This window comes from Ruminococcus sp. BSD2780120874_150323_B10 (assembly GCF_015553695.1).
In the GTDB taxonomy this organism is placed as follows: Bacteria; Bacillota; Clostridia; order Oscillospirales; family Acutalibacteraceae; genus Ruminococcoides; species Ruminococcoides intestinale_A.
The window spans coordinates 1-19760 of record NZ_JADNHD010000020.1; the positions used below are offsets into that span (position 1 = coordinate 1).

Sequence of the window (19760 nt, forward strand, 5' to 3'; positions counted from 1 at the left end):
GGTGCAAAGTGCAATTGCAACGCTTGTCGCTTTTAGCATTCCGTGCTTGTTCATTGGTTTGATTACTCCTTTCAAAATTAATTTAAAGGGCAATCTGCCCTATTTTGAATTTCTGTCATAAATAATATTATCACATAATTATCAAAATTACCATAATTTTATTAATTAAAAAATAAATACGGCAATATTTACAAATAGTTTGAGCTGTTTATGTGTATTATGCCTTATGCTTTGTAAAATTTAGCGGAGTCGACTATGCTTATACGGTGCTTTATGTAAGGTCAAAAAAAGCAAAGGAACCCGACATAACAATCGGATTCCTTTTTGAAAAAATATATTATTTGTCGCCCGACTTAGTGATTAAACCTGCAATCAAGCCAAAGAATATTGCCGAAGAAATACCTGCCGCAGCACTTTTAAGTCCGCCCGTGAGAATACCGAGAGCGCCGTCCGCAGCAAGTCCCTCTTTTACGCCCTGACTCATCAAAAAGCCGAAACCGCTGATAGGAACTGCCGCTCCTGCGCCCGCAAACTCGGCGAAGGGTTCGTAAAGTCCGACTGCGCCCAAAATCACACCTGCCACCACAAAGCCTGTAAGTATTCGGGCGGGAGTAAGTTTTGTTTTGTCAATTAAAATCTGACCGATTACGCAAATAAGTCCGCCTGTCCAAAATGCATTTATATAATCCATAACAATTCCTCTTTACAAGATTTTATTACCTTTAGTTATTTGCAAATGTGCGATTTTTATTCCGAAATGTGACAGAAAAATGAAAATTTGTGTAGCCGCTATGATTTTTCATAAAAAATATACACAAAACTGTTTTTATATAGTATAATATATGCTGTTGCGATATGACTTTGCGGAGTACACAAAGTTTTTATATGCTTACTATTATTAAGGAGTGAACAAGTCACATGGTTGAGGTTAAAAAACTCACAAAAAATTACGGCAACATCAAAGCTGTCGATAATATCAGCTTTACTGTTGGCGAGGGCGAAATCCTCGGATTTCTTGGCCCGAACGGTGCCGGAAAATCTACCACTATGAATATAATCACAGGGTATATTTCTTCCACATCGGGCACAGTAACTATTGACGGAAAGGAAATACTTGAAAATCCGAAAGAGGCAAAGGCAAAAATCGGTTACCTCCCCGAAATTCCACCGCTTTACACTGATATGACGGTGAAAAAGTATCTTGAATTTATGTTTGACCTCAAAAAGGTTAAACTTCCTAAAAAAGAACACATTGAAGAGGTTATGCGACTTGTTCGTATTACCGAACAGGCAGACAGAATTATTAAAAACCTCTCAAAAGGTTATCGTCAGCGTGTCGGTTTTGCCCAGGCTTTGCTCGGCAATCCGCCCGTGCTTATTCTGGACGAGCCGACTGTCGGACTTGACCCTATGCAGATTATCGAAATCAGAAAACTTATTAAAAGTCTTGGCAAAAAGCATACCATTATATTATCTTCTCATGTGCTGTCTGAAATTTCAGCAACCTGCGACAGAATTCTTGTTATTTCAAACGGTAAAATAGTTGCCGATGCAAAGACAGACGAGCTTTCGTCTTCTACCGCAGGCGAAGAAAAACTTGCGCTTGTGGTCGAGGGTGCCGCTTCGGATATTATCTCTGCAATCAAAAACATTCCTGCGGTTATTCGCGTAAATAAAATCTCCGAAAAGAACGGCAACTCGGCAAAATATATGGTTGAGTACGAAAAAGATCACGACATATGCCGTGATGTATTTAACGCAATGGCAAGAATCGGCTGTCCGATTCTTGATATGCAGTCGGGCAACGAAACACTTGAGGAAATGTTCCTTAAGCTTACTGCTAACGGCAATTATGACACAGTCGGAGGTAAAAAATAATGGTGGCAATTTTAAAGCGAGAGCTTTCTTCTTATTTTAATTCAGCCGTTGCCTATGTTGTAATGGCGGTATATTTCCTGTTTTCGGGCTTATTTTTCAGTATGATTTGTATTGAAAACGATACTTCAAGCCTTTCCTATGTTTTCGGAAATATGTTTATTATTATTCTTTTTATAATTCCTATTATCACAATGAAGAGCTTTTCAGAGGAAAAGCGTCAGCGTACAGACCAGGCGCTCCTTACATCGCCTACAAGCCTTTTTGAAATTGTAATGGGCAAGTTCCTCGGAGCACTTATTCTCTTTGCAATATGCTCGCTTATCTTTGTTGTATATGCACTTGTAATTTCATTCTTCACTTCTCCCGACTGGGCGGTTGTGCTTTGTACCGTACTTGGACTTTTGCTTTTAGGCTCTGCTCTTATTGCAATTGACATTTTCATCTCTGTACTTACAGAAAGTATGATTATTTCCGCAGTTGCAGGTATGGGCGTAGGTCTTCTTATTTATATGCTAAGCAACCTTTCAAGCAACATCACCGTTGACTGGATCGCAACTATTGTTAAAAAAATTGATTTTCTTACATACTACACAAACTTTACATACGGTATGCTTAATCTTACAGACATTATATTCTTTTTAAGTGTTACGGGATTGTTCTTGTTCTTTACCGCCCGTGTACTTGAAAAAAGACGCTGGAGCTAAGGAGGTAAAGAGCAATGAGCGAATTGAAAAAAGACACTGTGGCAGAAAACACTGCCGAAGTTAAAACAAAAAAAGCCGACGATAAAGCGGCTAAGACCGAAAAAACCGAAAAGCCTAAGAAAGACAAGAAAAACGGCGGATTTAAGAATTTCTTAAAATCAAGAAAAGCCCGCCACGGCTCAATTGCGGCGGCAATTGTTGCAATTGTAATCGCACTTGTTATCGTTCTCAACATAGTGGTTTCTCTTCTCGTTGGAAGATTCCCGAATATGGTTCTTGACTTTACCAAAGAATCTTCATTTGCACTTGAAAACGACACTATAGACTATGTTTCTCACATTGACAAAGACATTACAATCACTGTTCTTACAACAGAAGAAAAGTTTGAGGGTTCGGGTGCGTATTACATTCAGGCAAACAAACTCCTTGAAAAAATGGAGAGCGCATCAAACGGCAAAATCAAACTTAATTACATTGACCTTTCAAGCAATCCGTCTATTTCACAGAAATATGCAGACGCAGATTGGAGCAAAAACTCAAATATGATGATCGTCGAGTGCGGCGACCAGTACAGAGTGCTTACAATTGACGACTGCTTTGAATACGACAAGGATTACTATTCACAGTACGGCACTTACTATGTAACATCTTCACTTGTTGAGCAGGCCGTTGTTACAGCTATTCTCAATGTTACTACAGAAGACAAAGTTGTAGTTGATATGATTACAGGTAACCAGGAGCAGGATTCGTCGGCAATCAAAACTCTTTTACAGAACAACGCTTATCAGGTAACCGATGTTTCTCTCGCTACAGGCGACCTTGATGAGGACGCTAAGTTTGCAATCCTTTATGCACCGTCTGTTGACCTTGACGAAGGCACAGTCGAAAAGATTTCAAAGTGGCTTGACAATGACGGCAAATACGGCAGAAACCTTATCTTTATCCCTACAGAAAACAATGTAGACACTCCAAACATTGACAGTCTTTTAAACGAGTGGGGTATGCAGGTAAATCCGGGCTATGTTTATGAAACAAGCACAGACCGCCTTGTAAGCAACAGCTCACCGTACATATTCACAGTTGACTACACCGACTACTACACAACAGGACTTAAAAATCCTAATATCCCTGTTGTAACACTCTTTGCAAGAAGCGTTACACTTTCGGATTCAAGCGTTTCACATGCACTTCTTACAACATCTACATCAGCAGGTATTTACCCAACAGACGCAGATGACACTTGGAATTACAAAAACGGCATTACAGGCGAAAATATTAATGTTGCCGCCGAGGGTGTTAAGTCAAATACAGACAACGCATCTTCAAAGGTAGTTGTTTTCGGTTCATATTCAATGTTTACTTCTGACATTATGTCATACAACAGCTTTAACAATTCAGGCTACTTTATGAATATGATTAACACACTTGCAGATAAGGACAATGCGGGTATTACCATTGAGGGTAAATCAATGCAGAATGCCGAGCTCGGAATTACCGATGCAACAACAAAGAACACTCTCTTCGTTATATTTGTAATCGTAGTTCCTGTTGCAGTTCTCGTAACAGGCATTGTAATGTGGTTACGCAGGAGGAACAAATAATGAAAAAGAATGTTAAACTTCTTATTATAATCGCAGCCGCAGCAGTTGTGCTCGTAGGCGTAATGCTGTTGCTGATATTCCTGCCGAAATCAGGCGATAACGCAGACCCGATGGACAGCATTGACCCGGGTATTGATATGTCAACATCTGTTGATGGAAACGGTATGCACCAGGCAACCATCAAAACAAACGATAAGGGCGAAATTGAAAATAACAGCTACGGTACTTTGATTGATTATGTGCCTGCAAAGATTTCAACAATCAATGTTGAAAACACATCGGGTACACTCGACATAAAGTCCGAAACTCCCGTTGATGATAACGGCAAGACAGAAAAAACCGTTTATACTCTTGTAGGCTTTGAAGATTTTGATTTGCAGACAGGCTACGCCGATGCAATCGCAAACGATGCTGCGGCACTTGATTTCAGCAAAGTAATCAGCCTTGACGGTGCAAAATCTTCGGAGTGCGGTTTTGACAATCCGAAAGCAACAGTCCTTGTTACATATACAGACAATACAAAGGCTAAATTCATTGTAGGCGGCGATGCTCCGTCATCGGCAGGAACATATGTAAAGTTCGGTACATCCGACACAATCTACCTTGTAGCAAGCGATGCCGTAGACTCGTTCTCATACAGCCTTACCGATATGTTCTCAAAGGCAATCAATGATGCCGCATCGGATACAGACAATTCACAGTTCAGCAAAATTACACTTTCGGGTAAAAACTTCCCGCAAGCTGTAGTACTTGAACCGAACAACGACGGAAAGAACTCCGCTGCAACAGTTATCACTTCACCTAATAAGGCTTACGCAAGCGAAGATGCAAGCAGTAAGGTATCGGGTGCAATCAGAGGCTTGTATGCCAAGTCGGTAAAAATGGTAAAACCGTCCGACGCTCAACTCAAAGAACTCGGACTGGCAGATCCATATGTAACTCTTGAGGCTGTGTATCCGGACACAACAATAAACCTTATTGCATCACAGCCTGACGGCTCGGGCAATGTAAACATTATGGAAAAGGGCGGAAAAGTTGTTTATTCAATGGCATCCGCAAACTTGCCTTGGGTAGATATGAGTTACGAAAAACTTTCGTCAGAGTATGTTCTCCATCCGCTTATGACGGCTGTTTCCACACTTACGGTAAACAACGGTTCCGACACTTATACCTTTGACATAGGCACAAAGGAAACCGCTACAACAAACGAAGACGGCGAGGAATCAACTACAACCACAACATCTGTAATGTACGGTGACAGTGAGATTAACTCATCATACTTCTCAACATTCTTCCAGAACCTTACATTACTTAAGAAAAGCGACACAAGCAGTGACAAGCCAAGCGGAAAGGCGGTATTTACAGCCGAGTACAAATATACAGACGGCAGTACAGATACAGTTAAATTCTATGATGCAGGCGGAAACAAATACCTTGCAGAGGTAAACGGCATAAGCGTAGGACACCTTTACAAGACAAATCCAAGTAAACTTATAGAACAGGTTAAAACTGTAGCAAATAATAAAGAGGTTTCAGACTTCGCAATATAATTTGTTATAATTAAACGCTGCACAGCCCGATTCAAGAAACGAATCGGGCTGTGTTTTTGCTCTTTGTAAAAATTATGGTTGAGCAAAGTGCTTTGTCAAGGCAATTATAAAAGTTTGGTCGACCTTTTCAAAGGTCGTGGGTGTGGGCAAAGCCCACAAATACTTTCCGTTTATGCAATTTAACGATAGCCAAACAGCCTGCCGTTTGGCGGCTTAAACAAATAGGCGAAAGCCTTTACGAGAGCAACAAAAGAAAATAAACTTCATTTTCATAGTCAACGCAATGCGTTGACTATTTTTTAGCATTTCTGTTTATAATGGCTGTCGCCTGTTTTAACAAACTTAGTTTTAGCACGCAAACAGCGTCGCTGTTTGCGACCGAAGAATTGTTATATCGGAAGATAATTATGGGCGCTGCCCAAACCCGCAAGCCTTTAAAAAGGCTTGACCTAAATTTTTAATTATTTCGCTTAACTCGTGCGATACACCATAATTATCCGGCTTTTTATAAAGACCCTAAAAACCACAAAACGCAAAAACCGCCCGACATCACTATGCCGAGCGGTAATTTTTATATTAAATTATAAATTCTAAATTACTTATCCTGAGCAGCTGCTTTGATTTTCTTTGCAAGATGCGGAGCTGTAAGCTCAAACTTATCGAGAAGCTCAAGAGCAGGGCCGCTGTAACCAAAGCAATCGTTTACGCCAACCTTTGTTACCTTAACAGGATATTCCTCACTTACTACAGAACATACAGCGTCACCAAGACCACCGATTACATTATGCTCTTCAATTGTAATGATTCTGCCTGTTTCTTTTGCAGCCTTAACGATGATTTCTCTGTCGATAGGCTTGATTGTGTGAATATTAATAAGGCGAGCGTTAATGCCCTCTTCCTTAAGCTGCTTACAAGCCTTAAGAGCCTCATTTACACAAAGACCTGTTGCAATAACTGCCACATCGTCACCGTCAAGGAGTGTAATACCCTTGCCAAGTTCAAATGTATAAGTTTCAGGGTCGTTAAAGCTCTCAATAGCAAGTCTGCCAAGACGGATATATACAGGACCGTCATACTCGATAGCTGCCTTTGTTGCAGCCATCATCTCGTAGTGGTCGGCTGGGTTGATAACTACCATACCCGGAATTGTACGCATAATACCGATATCCTCAAGGCACTGGTGAGTTGCACCGTCTTCACCTGTAGAAATACCTGCGTGGCTACCTGCAATCTTAACATTAAGGTGCGGATAAGCAACCGAGTTTCTGATCTGCTCAAATGCTCTGCCTGTTGCAAACATTGCAAATGATGCCGCTACAGGAATTTTGCCTGCTGCCGCAAGACCTGCCGCAACGCCTACCATATTGCCCTCGGCAATACCGCAGTCGAAAAATCTTTCGGGAAATTCCTTTTTAAAAATACTTGTCTTTGTTGCCGCTGCAAGGTCAGCGTCAAAAACAACGATGTCCTCGTTAGTCTTAGCAAGCTCGCAAAGTGCCATACCAAAGCTCTCACGAGTAGCAATTTTCTTTGATTCAGCCATTAGCAATTGCCCTCCAATCTGTCAATTTCAGCCTGAAGCTCGGCTGTAGCCTGCTCGTACTGCTCTTTGTTAGGAGCTGTGCCGTGCCAGCCAACCTGATTTTCCATAAATGAAACGCCCTTGCCCTTTACTGTCTTTGCAAGGATAGCAACAGGCTTGCCCTTAACTTCTCTTGCCTTGTTAAGTGCGTCCTCAATCTGATTGAAGTCATGACCGTCTATCTTAAACACTTCAAAACCAAAACTCTCAAACTTTTTGTCGAGCGGCTCAATGCCTGCAACTTCGTCAACTGTACCGTCAATCTGTAAACCGTTCTGGTCAACGAAAATCACAAGATTGTCAAGCTTATTGTGAGCGGCAAACATAGCAGCCTCCCATACCTGACCTTCTTCAACCTCGCCGTCACCGAGTACAGAATATACACGATAGCTCTTGTTGCTGATTTTTGCAGAAAGTGCCATACCGCAGGCTGCTGAAATACCCTGTCCGAGTGAGCCTGTGCTCATATCAATGCCGGGTGTGCCCTTCATATCGGGGTGACCCTGTAACATTGCGCCTACATGACGGAGCTTTGAAAGCTCGTCCCATTCAAAATAGCCCTTAAGTGCAAGAACCGCATAAAGGCTTGGGCAACAATGGCCCTTTGAAAGAACAAAACGATCTCTGTCCTCCCACTTAGGATTCTTAGGGTCAACATTCATTTCCTTAAAGTAGAGATATGTGAAAATATCTGCTGCCGAAAGGCTACCGCCCGGATGTCCCGACTTAGCACAAAAAGTGCCGAGAATTGCTCCCATTCTTGCCTTTGTTGCAAGGATTTGGAGCTGCTTGATTTCTGAACTGTCCATTCCATTATCCTCCTGATTAACCTTAATATAAGTAATCAATTTCATATACATAGTAACATAATTGCAATAATTTATTTTTCGATATTGGAATTAAACCGCATTTTCATTAATTATGTCGGAACTTTCTTTAATTATTTTTACAACAGACTGAAATTGCGGATTATTTGTTTGTATTTTTAGCATAATTTTCAAAAAATTACGGCATAAATTGTAGCTTTTCCCTCTCGGTAGCTTGAATATTTTTGCCTATCGTGTTACAATAAAATATATTGCTTTTTGACTTTATCAGTTAAAAATGCAAAAAGGAGATTTTTAAATGGAATATACATTTTCCGACAGGGTTTCTAACCTTAAGCCAAGTGCAATCAGAGAAATTTTTAAATATGCGGCAGACCCCGAGGTTGTATCGCTTTCTGCGGGCAACCCTTCCCCCGATGCCTTTCCCGCAAAGGAAATAGCAGAGATTTCCGCAAAAGTTCTTGCCGAAAATCCTATTTCCGTATTACAGTACAGCGTAAGCGAGGGCTACACTCCACTGCGCCGACACCTTACCGAATATATGAAAAAAGAACATAACATCGGCAGAGAGGGTGACGATATTTTAATCACCACAGGTGCACAGCAGGTTATGGATTTATGCTCAAAGGCTCTTGTAAACGAGGGTGATGTTGTTATTTGCGAAGCGCCGTCTTTTATCGGTTCGCTCAACACATTCAGAAGTTACAACGCAAAACTTGTCGGCGTTCCCGTTGAGCCTGACGGAATGAGCATTACCGCCCTTGAGCAGGCGCTTAAAGACAATAAAAACGCAAAATTTATTTATACAATACCAAATTTTCAGAATCCGTCGGGCGTTACAATGAGCCTTGAAAAACGCAAGGCTGTTTATGAGCTTGCAAAAAAGTACGGCGTTCTTATTCTTGAGGACAACCCTTACGGAGATTTAAGATACAGCGGCGAATTTATCCCAAACATCAAGAGCTTTGACGAGGACGAAATCGTAATTTACTGCGGTTCGTTTTCAAAGGTAATTTCACCGGGTATGCGTGTTGCTTACTGCATTGCGCCAAAGCAGATTTTCCAAAAACTCGTAGTATGCAAGCAAGGCAGTGATGTTCACACCAATATATGGTCGCAGTATGTTTGCGATGAGTTTATTACAAAATATGACTTCAACGCACATCTTGAAAAATTACGCAAGCTATACACTAAAAAAGCACAATTCTGTATGGATTTGCTCGACAAATACGCAAGTCCCGCAATTACTTATCATAAAATTGACGGCGGACTTTTTATTTGGTGCGACCTGCCCGAAAGCATTGATATGCCGTCATTCTGCAAAGAAGCCGTGCTCAAAAAGGTATGCGTAGTACCGGGCAATGCATTTCTTACAGACGAAAACGAAAAGTGCAACAGTTTCAGAATCAACTTTTCAACACCGACCGACGAACAGCTTGAAAAAGGCATTAAGATACTCGGCGAGCTGGCAAACAGCAAGCTGAAATAAAGGAGAATATTTATGGAAAACGAAAAGAAACAAATCGCATTCAGTGCCATTCAGCCGAGTGGCACAATAACACTTGGCAACTATCTTGGTGCTATCCGCAATTGGGTTACTATGCAGGACGAGTACAACTGCATTTACGCTCTTGCCGATTTACACACAATTACAGTCAGACAAGAGCCGGCTCAAATGAGAAAAAATATTCTCGACGCATACGCATCAATTCTTGCTTGTGGAATTGATACAGAAAAGAGCCTTTTCTTCATTCAGAGCCATGTGCATACACACGCAGAAATGGCATGGGTGCTCGACTGCTACACACAGTTCGGTGAGCTTTCGAGAATGACACAGTTTAAGGACAAGTCGGCAAAGCACGCAGACAACATAAATGCAGGCTTGTTTACATATCCGTCACTTATGGCAGGCGACATTTTGCTTTATCAGGCAGATAAAGTGCCCGTAGGTGCAGACCAGCAGCAGCACATTGAGATTACAAGAGATATTGCAACCCGTTTTAACGGTCTTTACGGCAATGTTTTCAAAATTCCTGAAGGATTTATTCCAAAGAACGGCGCAAGAGTAATGAGCTTGCAGGACCCGACCAAGAAGATGAGTAAATCGGACGAAAATGTAAACGGCTGCGTACATCTTCTTGATACACCTGAGGCAATTATGCGCAAATTCAAGCGTGCGATTACCGACAGTGAGGCTCATGTTCACTACGGCGAGGGCAAAGACGGAATCAATAACCTTATGGGTATTTACAGCACAATCACAGGTCTTAGCTTTGAGCAGATTGAGCACGACTTTGAGGGCAAGGGATACGGCGACTTTAAGGCAGCTGTCGGCGAGGCAGTTGTAGAAGAACTCCGTCCTATTCGTGAGCGTTATGAATCATATATCAAGGATAAGGCTTACCTTGAAGAGTGCTACCGTAAAGCGGATGAAATTGCACTTAAAATCAGCAGTCGTACAATGAATAAAGTTATGAAAAAGATTGGCTTTATCTTATAATATTATTTAGATTAAGCGTATTTTAATGATAAAATATTGTTTTTGCTAAAGCAAAATAATATCGTCCGAGTTTGACCTTTGCTGCAAATTCGGACGATTTTTATTGTATAATAAATGTATATTTTTGAATTAAAATGAATATTTATTGATTGTTAATTTGATAAATATTCATTTTGTATGTTGTAAAAATTTAGGTTTTCGACATTTAATTATAAAAGTTTGGTCAACCTTTTCAAAGGTTGTGGGTGTGGGCAAAGCCCACAAATACTTTTCGTTTACACAATCTAACGATAGCCAAACAGCCTGCTGTTTGGCGGCTTGAATATAACTGCGTTAGCTTTTGCGAGAGCAACAAAAGAAAATACACTTCCCTTTCACGGTCAACGCAATGAGTTGACCGTGTTTTTAGCGTTTCCGGTTACAATGGCTATTGCCTGTTTTAACCACCTTAGTTTTAGCACGCAAACAACTACGCTGTTTGCGCCCGAAGAATTGTTATTTATGGGCGCTGCCCAAACCCGCAAGCCTTTAAAAAGGCTTGACCTAAATTTTTTAATCATTTAACCTAAGCACCGTGTTAAACCACAGTTTTTTTAATGACCTAACCGACAATCTTTTAACACATTTATAACAAATTGTTAATAACTACAAGCACACGCACAAATGCCCGACAATGACTGAATGCATTGTCGGGCATTTAATTTTTTTAAACCAAAATGTTAGTTAAAATTATTCGGAAATATCTGCAGTTTCGGTTGATTCAACAGCATTTTCATCTGCATCTTCAACCTCTGTCTTCGGCTCTTCGAGCTTTACGCCTGCATATCTTGGCATACCTGTACCTGCAGGAATAACCTTACCGATAATAACATTTTCCTTAAGACCGATAAGCGGATCAATCTTACCCTTAATAGCTGCATCTGTAAGAACTCTTGTTGTTTCCTGGAATGATGCGGCAGAAAGGAAGCTGTCTGTTGCGAGTGCTGCCTTTGTAATACCGAGGAGCAACTGTGTGAATGTTGCCTCTCTGAGGTTTTCTTCACCGTTAGCAATACGCTTTTTAATCTGTTCGTTCTCAAAGAGAACATCGTTCTTATCGTAGGTCTGACCGGACATAAACTTAGTATCGCCTGCGTCCTCAACTCTTACCTTTCTCATCATCTGACGAACGATAACCTCAATGTGCTTATCGTTGATTTCAACACCCTGTAAACGGTAGGTACTCTGTACCTCTGAAATAAGGTAGTTCATTACTGCTTCTGAACCGAGAATTGCAAGAATATCGTGCGGATTAACAGCACCGTCGGTGATTTTGTCACCTTTCTTGATAATCTGACCTTCCTGAACCTTAACTCTAAAGCCGAAAGGAATAAGGTACTGCTTTTCTTCGCCTGTTTCGTGGTTGAATACAATAGCGTGACGAGCATTTTTGATTTCTTCAAATCTAACTTCACCGTCAATTTCACTGATGATTGCAAGGCTCTTTGGTTTACGGGCCTCGAACAACTCTTCAACTCTTGGAAGACCCTGTGTGATATCTTCTGCCGATGCAACACCGCCGGTATGGAATGTTCTCATTGTAAGCTGTGTACCCGGCTCACCGATTGACTGTGCGGCGATAATACCTACTGCCTCACCGACTGTTACAGGCTGGCGGTTTGCAAGGTTAGAACCGTAGCACTTCTTACAAGCACCGTGCTTAGCACGACAAGAAAGTACGGAACGAATCTTAATTCTTTCAACGCCGCTGTTTACGATAATGTCAGCCTCTTTGTCGCCCATCATTACATCCTTAGAAACAAGGGTGTTGCCGTTTGAATCGCAGAAATCGTCAACGAGGTATCTGCCGATAAGTCTTTCGTGAAGTCCCTCGATAACATTGTTTTCGCCTGCCTTGATGTCGAAAATTTCAAGACCGTCTGTTGTACCGCAGTCGTCCTCACGAATGATAACTTCCTGTGATACATCAACAAGACGACGGGTAAGGTAACCTGAGTCGGCTGTTCTGAGCGCTGTATCTGTAAGACCTTTACGAGCGCCTCGGGATGAAATAAAGTATTCCATAATGTTAAGGCCTTCACGGTAGTTAGCCTTGATAGGAATTTCGATTGTTTTACCTGATGTATTGGCAATAAGACCACGCATACCTGCAAGCTGACGAATCTGGCTCATACTACCACGGGCACCTGAATCGGCCATCATGAAGATTGGGTTGTAGCGGTCAAGGTTCTTCTGGAGGGCATCGGTTACATCGTTTGTAGCCTTCTCCCAAATCTTAAGAACTTCCTCGTAACGCTCCTCATCGGAACGAAGACCCATCATATAGTCCTCACGAACTGCATCGACATCAGCCTCTGCCTTTTTGATGATTTCTTTCTTGGCAGGAGGAATAACGGCGTCACATACGGCAACAGTAATAGCGCCTCTTGTTGAGTATTTATAGCCCTGTGCCTTGATGTGGTCAAGAACATGGCTTGTAATCTCTGTGCCGTTTATCTTAATACATTTATCAATAATCTTCTTAAGTTTAGACTTACCTACAAGGAAGTCAACCTCAAGTTTAAAGCGGTTTTCAGGCTTGCTTCTGTCAACAAAACCAAGGTTCTGCGGAATCGGGTTGTTAAAGATAATCTTACCGATTGTTGTGTCAACAAGGTCGGAATACTTAACGCCGTCAATTACCTTTTCGTATCTTACCTTAATCTTTGAGTGAAGCTGGATAACACCGGTCTGATAGGCCATCATAGCTTCATCAACATCACGGAACACCTTGCCCTCGCCACGCTCGCCGTCCTTATCAAGTGTAAGGTAGTACGAACCGAGGATCATATCCTGTGTAGGAACTGTTACAGGCTGACCGTCTGACGGTTTAAGGAGGTTGCCGGCTGCAAGCATAAGGAATCTTGCCTCTGCCTGTGCCTCTGCGGAAAGCGGTACATGGACAGCCATCTGGTCACCGTCAAAGTCGGCATTGTACGCTGTACAAGCAAGCGGGTGAAGCTTAAGTGCTCTGCCCTCAACAAGTACAGGCTCAAATGCCTGAATACCGAGTCTGTGAAGTGTAGGCGCACGGTTGAGAAGAACAGGGTGACCCTTGATTACAACTTCAAGTGCATCCCAAACCTCGTCCTTTGCACGCTCAACTGCTTTTCTTGCAGCCTTAATATTGATAACAGCCTTAGTTTCTACAAGGCGTTTCATAACAAACGGTTTGAAAAGCTCGATAGCCATTTCCTTAGGAAGACCGCACTGGTACATCTTAAGCTCAGGGCCTACAACGATAACCGAACGACCCGAATAGTCAACACGCTTACCGAGGAGGTTCTGACGGAATCTACCCTGCTTACCTTTAAGCATATCGGAAAGTGACTTGAGCGGACGGTTGTTAGGGCCTGTAACAGGTCTGCCTCTTCTGCCGTTGTCAATGAGAGCGTCTACAGATTCCTGCAGCATTCTCTTCTCGTTTCTGATGATGATTTCAGGAGCGTTAAGCTCAAGGAGCTTTTTAAGACGGTTGTTTCTGTTAATAACTCTTCTGTAAAGGTCGTTAAGGTCAGAAGTAGCAAATCTGCCGCCGTCAAGCTGAACCATAGGGCGGATATCAGGCGGAATTACAGGAATAACATCCATAATCATCCATTCGGGGCGGTTGCCCGAAAGGCGGAAACTCTCAACAACATCAAGGCGCTTGAGAATACGAACTCTCTTCTGACCCGATGCTGTTTCAAGCTCTTCTTTAAGCTGTGCAGAGAGCTGCTCAAGGTCAATTTCCTTGAGTAACTTCTTAATAGACTCTGCACCCATACCTGCCTCAAAGTCGTTGTCATACTTTTCACGCATTTCAGCGTACTCTTTTTCGCTCAGGCACTGATTTTTTTCAAGATCACGGCAGTTGCCGGGATCTGTAACAATATATCTTGAGAAATAAAGAACATTTTCAAGTGTTCTCGGAGAAATATCGAGCATAAGAGAAATTCTTGAAGGAATACCCTTGAAGTACCAGATATGAGAAACAGGAGCGGCAAGCTCAATGTGACCCATTCTCTCTCTTCTTACTTTTGCTCTTGTAACCTCAACACCGCAACGGTCACAAATTTTACCCTTAAAACGGATTCTCTTGTATTTACCGCAGTGGCACTCCCAGTCCTTTGTAGGTCCGAAAATACGCTCGCAGAACAAGCCGTCACGCTCAGGTTTTAATGTACGGTAGTTGATTGTTTCGGGCTTTTTAACCTCGCCGTAAGACCAGGCTCTAATTTGCTCAGGGGAAGCAAGTCCGATTTTAATTGAATCAAATGCGTTATTATCTATCATTTTTATACTTCCTCCTTACATATCATTCTTGTTTAAGTCGTCAAAGTCGAAGTAGTCGCTGTCATCGTCATCTGCTGCAAGACCCGAATCGTCAAACATATTGCCCTCTTCGCCTTCTTCATCGAGGTTGTAACCGTCCATTGACTCGGTCATTACGCTCTCCTCGTTGAACTCGGTTGTAGCTGCATCTGTAATGTCTTCGTCCTCATCAAACTTCTGCTTAATGTCAATTTCCTCGCCCTGTGCGTCAAGAACACGAACATCAAGAGCAAGTGACTGCAGCTCTTTAATAAGAACTCTGAATGATTCAGGGATACCCGGTGCAGGAATGTTCTGACCCTTAACGATTGCCTCATAAGTCTTAACTCTGCCGATAACATCGTCAGACTTAACGGTAAGAATTTCCTGAAGTGTATAGGCCGCACCGTAAGCCTCAAGTGCCCAAACTTCCATCTCACCGAAACGCTGACCGCCGAACTGTGCTTTACCGCCGAGAGGCTGCTGTGTAACGAGTGAGTAAGGACCTGTACTTCTTGCGTGAATCTTCTCGTCAACAAGGTGATGGAGCTTAAGGTAATACATATAGCCGACGGTTACAGGGTTGTCAAAACGCTCGCCTGTTCTGCCGTCGATAAGCCATGTCTTACCGTCCTCGCTGTAACCTGCATCTTTAAGTGCCTGGAAAATATCGCCTTCGTGAGCGCCGTCAAATACAGGTGTCATAATCTTCCAGCCAAGTGCCTTAGCCGCATAGCCGAGGTGAACCTCGAGCACCTGACCGATGTTCATACGAGAAGGTACGCCCAACGGGTTAAGTACGATGTCAAGCGGTGTGCCGTCAGGAAGGAATGGCATATCCTCTACAGGAAGAATTCTTGAAACGACACCCTTATTACCGTGACGACCCGCCATCTTGTCGCCAACGCTGATTTTACGCTTTAATGCAAGATAAACTCTGACCACCTTATTTACACCCGGCTGGAGTTCGTTACGGCTGTCGGCTCTTGTAAATACCTTAACATCTACAACTGTACCGCTCTCACCGTGAGGTACTCTGAGTGAAGTATCTCTTACTTCTCTTGCCTTTTCGCCAAAGATAGCTCTCAAAAGTCTTTCTTCGGCAGTAAGCTCGGTTTCACCCTTTGGTGTAACCTTACCTACAAGAATATCGCCTGCGTGAACCTCTGCACCTACCTGAACAATACCGTCTTCATCAAGGTACTTGAGCATATCTTCGCCGACATTTGGAATATCTCTTGTAATTTCTTCAGGGCCGAGCTTTGTATCTCTTGCCTCTGTATCGTATTCCTCAATATGAATAGATGTATAAACATCATCTCTTACGATTTTTTCGTTAAGGAGAACCGCATCCTCGTAGTTATAACCTTCCCAGGTCATAAAGCCGATGAGTGCGTTCTTACCGATAGCAACTTCACCATGGTCTGTTGCAGGGCCGTCAGCAAGAACCTCTCCCTTCTTAACTCTCTGTCCTCTTTCAACAATAGGACGCTGGTTGATACATGTACCCTGGTTAGAACGCAAGAACTTGATAACCTCAAAGTCCTGAATTCTGCCCGAATCGTACTGTACACGAATGTTGCGGGCGTCAACGCTTAATACAACGCCGTCCTCTTCCGCAAGAATACATACGCCTGAGTCTGTACCTGCCTTGTACTCCATACCTGTACCTACGATAGGTGCTTCTGTTCTGAGGAGCGGCACTGCCTGACGCTGCATGTTCGCACCCATAAGAGCACGGTTTGCGTCATCGTTTTCGAGGAACGGAATCATAGCTGTAGCAACCGAAAGTACCTGCTTAGGCGATACGTCCATAAAGTCAAACTCGTCTGCAGGAAGATCTACGAATTCATCTCTTCTTCTGCCGACAACTCTGGTATGAACAAATCTGCCGTTCTCGTCAAGCGGCTCATTCGCCTGTGCTACGGTGTAGTTATCTTCAACATCGGCTGTCATATAAACAACTTCGTTTGTAACAACGCCTGTTTCTTTATTAATCTTACGGTACGGTGATTCGATAAAGCCGTACTTGTTGATTCTTGCAAATGATGTAAGGTATGAAATAAGACCGATGTTAGGTCCTTCAGGAGTTTCGATAGGACACATTCTGCCGTAGTGGGTGTAGTGTACATCTCGAACTTCAAAGCCTGCACGATCTCTTGAAAGGCCGCCCGGGCCGAGTGCTGACAAACGACGCTTGTGAGTAAGCTCAGCGAGTGGGTTTGTCTGGTCCATGAACTGTGAAAGCGGAGAAGAACCGAAGAACTCTCTGATTGCGGCAGTTACCGGACGAATATTGATAAGTGAGTTAGGAGAAAGCGAGTCCATATCCTGTGACTGTGTAGCCATTCTTTCTCTTACAACTCTGTCAAGTCTTGAGAAACCGATTCTTACCTGGTTCTGTAAAAGCTCGCCTACGCAACGGATTCTTCTGTTGCCGAGGTGGTCGATATCGTCTGTTCTGCCGACACCGTGAGCCACGCAGTTAAGGTAGTTGATTGTAGCAAAAATATCATCTTTTGTGATATGGTTAGGAGTAAGCTCGTCTGCTCTGTCTGTGAGCATTTCCTTAAGCTCTTCCTCGTTCTGTGCTGCGTCAAGAATTTCGCAAAGAACATCAAAACGAACATTCTCACGGATTCCGCATTCAGCCTCTGCATCAAAGTCAACATAAGCCTTGATGTCAACCATACCGTTAGAAATAACTTTAACGATTTTTTCGTCCTGTGCTTTTACATAAGCAATCTGAACGCCGGCATTTTCGATTTCTAAAGCCTTTTCTTTAGTAATTTTCTCATCTCTGAAAGCCATAACCTCGCCTGTGCGTGGGTTAGAGATAGGCTCTGCAATAACCTGGCCTTCAAGTCTGTCGGCAATGCCGAGTTTTTTGTTGTACTTGTATCTGCCGACTCTTGACATATCATATCTGCCGGGGTCAAAGAAAAGATTATTGATATGCTGTTGAGAGCTGTCTACTGTAGGAGGCTCTGACGGACGGAGCTTTCTGTAAACTTCGATAAGACCTTCTTCAACACTGCTTGTCTGGTCTTTTTCAATAGTAGCTCTCATTCTCTCGTCGTCGCCGAAGAAGTCGAGAATTTCAGCGTCTGTGCCAAGACCTAAAGATCTGATAAACGCTGTAACAGGAAGCTTACGGTTTTTATCGATACGAACATAGAAAACATCGTTGATGTCTGTTTCGTACTCAAGCCATGCACCACGGTTAGGAATAACGGTAGCGCTGTAAAGCTCTTTACCTGTTTTATCGTGGTCCATCTTATAATAAACGCCCGGGCTTCTTACAAGCTGAGATACAATAACACGCTCAGCACCGTTGATGATGAATGTGCCGCTCGGTGTCATAAGCGGAAAATCGCCCATAAACACATTGCTCTCTTTAATCTCACCTGTAGCTCTGTTTAAAAGTCTTGCTGTAACACGCAAAGCGGCAGAGAATGTAGCATCTCTTGACTTACATTCTACAATGCTGTAATTCGGGTGATCAACATCAATAGAGTAATCAATAAAATCAAGCACAAGATTATTTTGATAATCGGTAATTCCCGACACATCCTTAAATACTTCTTTAAGACCTTCGTCAAGGAACCACTGATAAGACTGCTTCTGGACATCAATAAGGTTAGGCATATCAATAACTTCATTGATTTTGCCAAAGCTCATTCGTTCACGATTGCCGAGCTTAACGGGTTTGACATTAACCATAGGCGTATCACTCCTTAATAAATTTGAGGGCAATGCCCCTGTCAAAAAAACCTCTTGACACTTTGGAGATTTTGTGATAATATCCCCCTGTAAGATAAATTTTTTTGACGATTTGTCCGACTGTGTCGGTACATAACCCCATTATGGTACATTGTACTATTTTACGCTACCAAAGGGAGGTTGTCAAGGGCTTTTTTCTAAAAAAGCAAAAATTTTTCAGAAATTTTGATTTTTAGGCAAATAAAATTCTCCACAGGAAAATAAATCCTGTGGAGATTATTTTTGTCCTAAAATGCAACACCCGACAGCGTGTAAAGAAATATCAATGCCGATTTTGAGGTAAAAAGGTGTTGAGATTTTATCAACAGCTGATAATCGCAATTTATAAGTTTTCAAAATCACCTGCAATATTTGCAATGTCCTGCCCTCCGTAAAAAATACGGATAACCGTAACGGTCAAACTGCGGGTGTCTACCGTATAAAAAGCAATGAATTTGTCAACTGTAACTTTGCGCATTCCTTTACTTTCGGAGAGTACACAACCGAATATAACTTATTCATATACCGAATTCCTTTGCAAGTTCAGCGTCCACCTCATCTGCCGTATAGGTTTTTCCTGCTTTTATAGATTCTTCACCCTTTATTAATTCGGCATTTAATTCAGATTGAGTCATTGAACCGATAGCAGGCGGTTTAACCACAGGAAGTTGAAGATTTAAGGGTAGACTTCTTGTAAGTACAATCTGACTGTAAAGCATCTGAATTGCACTTGACGGAGTAATACCAAGCTGTGCAAGTATATTTTCCGCATTTTCTTTCAAGCCTGTATCAATACGGGCATAAACTGCTGAAGTATTTGCCATATAAATCACGCTCCTTTAACTATATTATATTCACTTATGACAGCAAATGCAAGCAATTGCTTGCAAATTATTTTGATTTTTAAAAATTGTAAATGTAAGTAAATCTCGAAAATATTTTATAAACGGTTCTTTATTAAGAATTGGAATTAAGAATTGGAGGAAATTATGGTATAGCAGGCGGGTTAAGCAAAATAATTTAA

At 42.2% G+C, this 19760-nt stretch carries 14 protein-coding genes; 6 read left to right on the top strand and 8 right to left on the bottom strand.

Features of this window, described 5'->3' with window-relative positions; translation table 11 throughout:
- Window positions 1-337: 337 nt before the first annotated feature.
- Window positions 338-691, bottom strand: a complete 354-nt coding sequence (locus I2E21_RS10880; RefSeq protein WP_195411341.1) for a SpoVA/SpoVAEb family sporulation membrane protein — start codon at window positions 689-691, stop codon at window positions 338-340.
- A gap of 227 nt (window positions 692-918) precedes the next feature.
- Here I2E21_RS10880 and I2E21_RS10885 point away from each other — a divergent pair, with 227 nt between their 5' ends.
- The 4 genes from I2E21_RS10885 to I2E21_RS10900 are packed head-to-tail and all read left to right on the top strand — an operon-like array spanning window position 919 to window position 5733.
- A complete protein-coding gene (locus I2E21_RS10885; protein WP_195411342.1) occupies window positions 919-1878 on the top strand; it encodes an ATP-binding cassette domain-containing protein in 960 nt (319 codons plus the stop codon).
- Window positions 1878-2582, top strand: coding sequence for an ABC transporter permease (locus tag I2E21_RS10890; protein ID WP_022233884.1), 705 nt, complete (start codon window positions 1878-1880; stop codon window positions 2580-2582). Before I2E21_RS10885 ends, I2E21_RS10890 begins: the two co-directional genes overlap by 1 nt.
- A gap of 14 nt (window positions 2583-2596) precedes the next feature.
- Window positions 2597-4183, top strand: coding sequence for a GldG family protein (locus I2E21_RS10895; RefSeq protein WP_195411343.1), 1587 nt, complete (start codon window positions 2597-2599; stop codon window positions 4181-4183).
- Window positions 4183-5733, top strand: coding sequence for a DUF4340 domain-containing protein (locus tag I2E21_RS10900; protein WP_195411344.1), 1551 nt, complete (start codon window positions 4183-4185; stop codon window positions 5731-5733). The genes I2E21_RS10895 and I2E21_RS10900 overlap by 1 nt, the downstream gene beginning before the upstream one ends.
- A 595-nt stretch (window positions 5734-6328) precedes the next feature.
- On the opposite strand, the gene I2E21_RS10905 is transcribed toward I2E21_RS10900, so the two are convergent.
- Together I2E21_RS10905 and I2E21_RS10910 are read right to left on the bottom strand one after the other, a co-directional pair.
- Window positions 6329-7276 (bottom strand): transketolase family protein, encoded by a 948-nt coding sequence (locus I2E21_RS10905; RefSeq protein ID WP_022234134.1) that lies wholly within the window; start codon window positions 7274-7276, stop codon window positions 6329-6331.
- Window positions 7276-8124: a transketolase gene (locus I2E21_RS10910; protein ID WP_022234133.1), complete on the bottom strand. Its 849-nt coding sequence runs from the start codon at window positions 8122-8124 to the stop codon at window positions 7276-7278. Before I2E21_RS10910 ends, I2E21_RS10905 begins: the two co-directional genes overlap by 1 nt.
- Window positions 8125-8440: 316 nt before the next feature.
- On the opposite strand from I2E21_RS10910, the gene I2E21_RS10915 reads away from it, so the two are divergent.
- Together I2E21_RS10915 and trpS are read left to right on the top strand one after the other, a co-directional pair.
- Window positions 8441-9631: a PLP-dependent aminotransferase family protein gene (locus I2E21_RS10915; protein WP_186936394.1), complete on the top strand. Its 1191-nt coding sequence runs from the start codon at window positions 8441-8443 to the stop codon at window positions 9629-9631.
- A 12-nt stretch (window positions 9632-9643) separates the two neighbouring features.
- Window positions 9644-10642: a tryptophan--tRNA ligase gene (trpS, locus tag I2E21_RS10920; protein WP_195411345.1), complete on the top strand. Its 999-nt coding sequence runs from the start codon at window positions 9644-9646 to the stop codon at window positions 10640-10642.
- A 380-nt stretch (window positions 10643-11022) separates the two neighbouring features.
- Here trpS and I2E21_RS10925 read toward each other — a convergent pair whose 3' ends face one another.
- The 5 genes from I2E21_RS10925 to I2E21_RS10940 all read right to left on the bottom strand — a co-directional run bounded on the left by I2E21_RS10925 (window position 11023) and on the right by I2E21_RS10940 (window position 19560).
- Window positions 11023-11202 carry a hypothetical protein gene (locus I2E21_RS10925; RefSeq protein ID WP_195411346.1) on the bottom strand — a complete coding sequence of 60 codons (180 nt, stop codon included), beginning with the start codon at window positions 11200-11202 and terminating at the stop codon, window positions 11023-11025.
- A gap of 169 nt (window positions 11203-11371) precedes the next feature.
- On the bottom strand, window positions 11372-14956 hold the full coding sequence (gene rpoC, locus I2E21_RS10930; protein ID WP_195411347.1) for a DNA-directed RNA polymerase subunit beta': 3585 nt from the start codon (window positions 14954-14956) through the stop codon (window positions 11372-11374).
- A 15-nt stretch (window positions 14957-14971) separates the two neighbouring features.
- Window positions 14972-18697 carry a DNA-directed RNA polymerase subunit beta gene (gene rpoB / locus I2E21_RS10935; protein WP_195411348.1) on the bottom strand — a complete coding sequence of 1242 codons (3726 nt, stop codon included), beginning with the start codon at window positions 18695-18697 and terminating at the stop codon, window positions 14972-14974.
- Window positions 18698-19079: 382 nt separating this feature from the next.
- Window positions 19080-19214 (bottom strand): type II toxin-antitoxin system RelE/ParE family toxin, encoded by a 135-nt coding sequence (locus I2E21_RS12350; protein WP_243240629.1) that lies wholly within the window; start codon window positions 19212-19214, stop codon window positions 19080-19082.
- Window positions 19215-19254: 40 nt separating this feature from the next.
- A complete protein-coding gene (locus I2E21_RS10940; protein ID WP_195411349.1) occupies window positions 19255-19560 on the bottom strand; it encodes a type II toxin-antitoxin system RelB/DinJ family antitoxin in 306 nt (101 codons plus the stop codon).
- Window positions 19561-19760 lie beyond the last annotated feature (200 nt).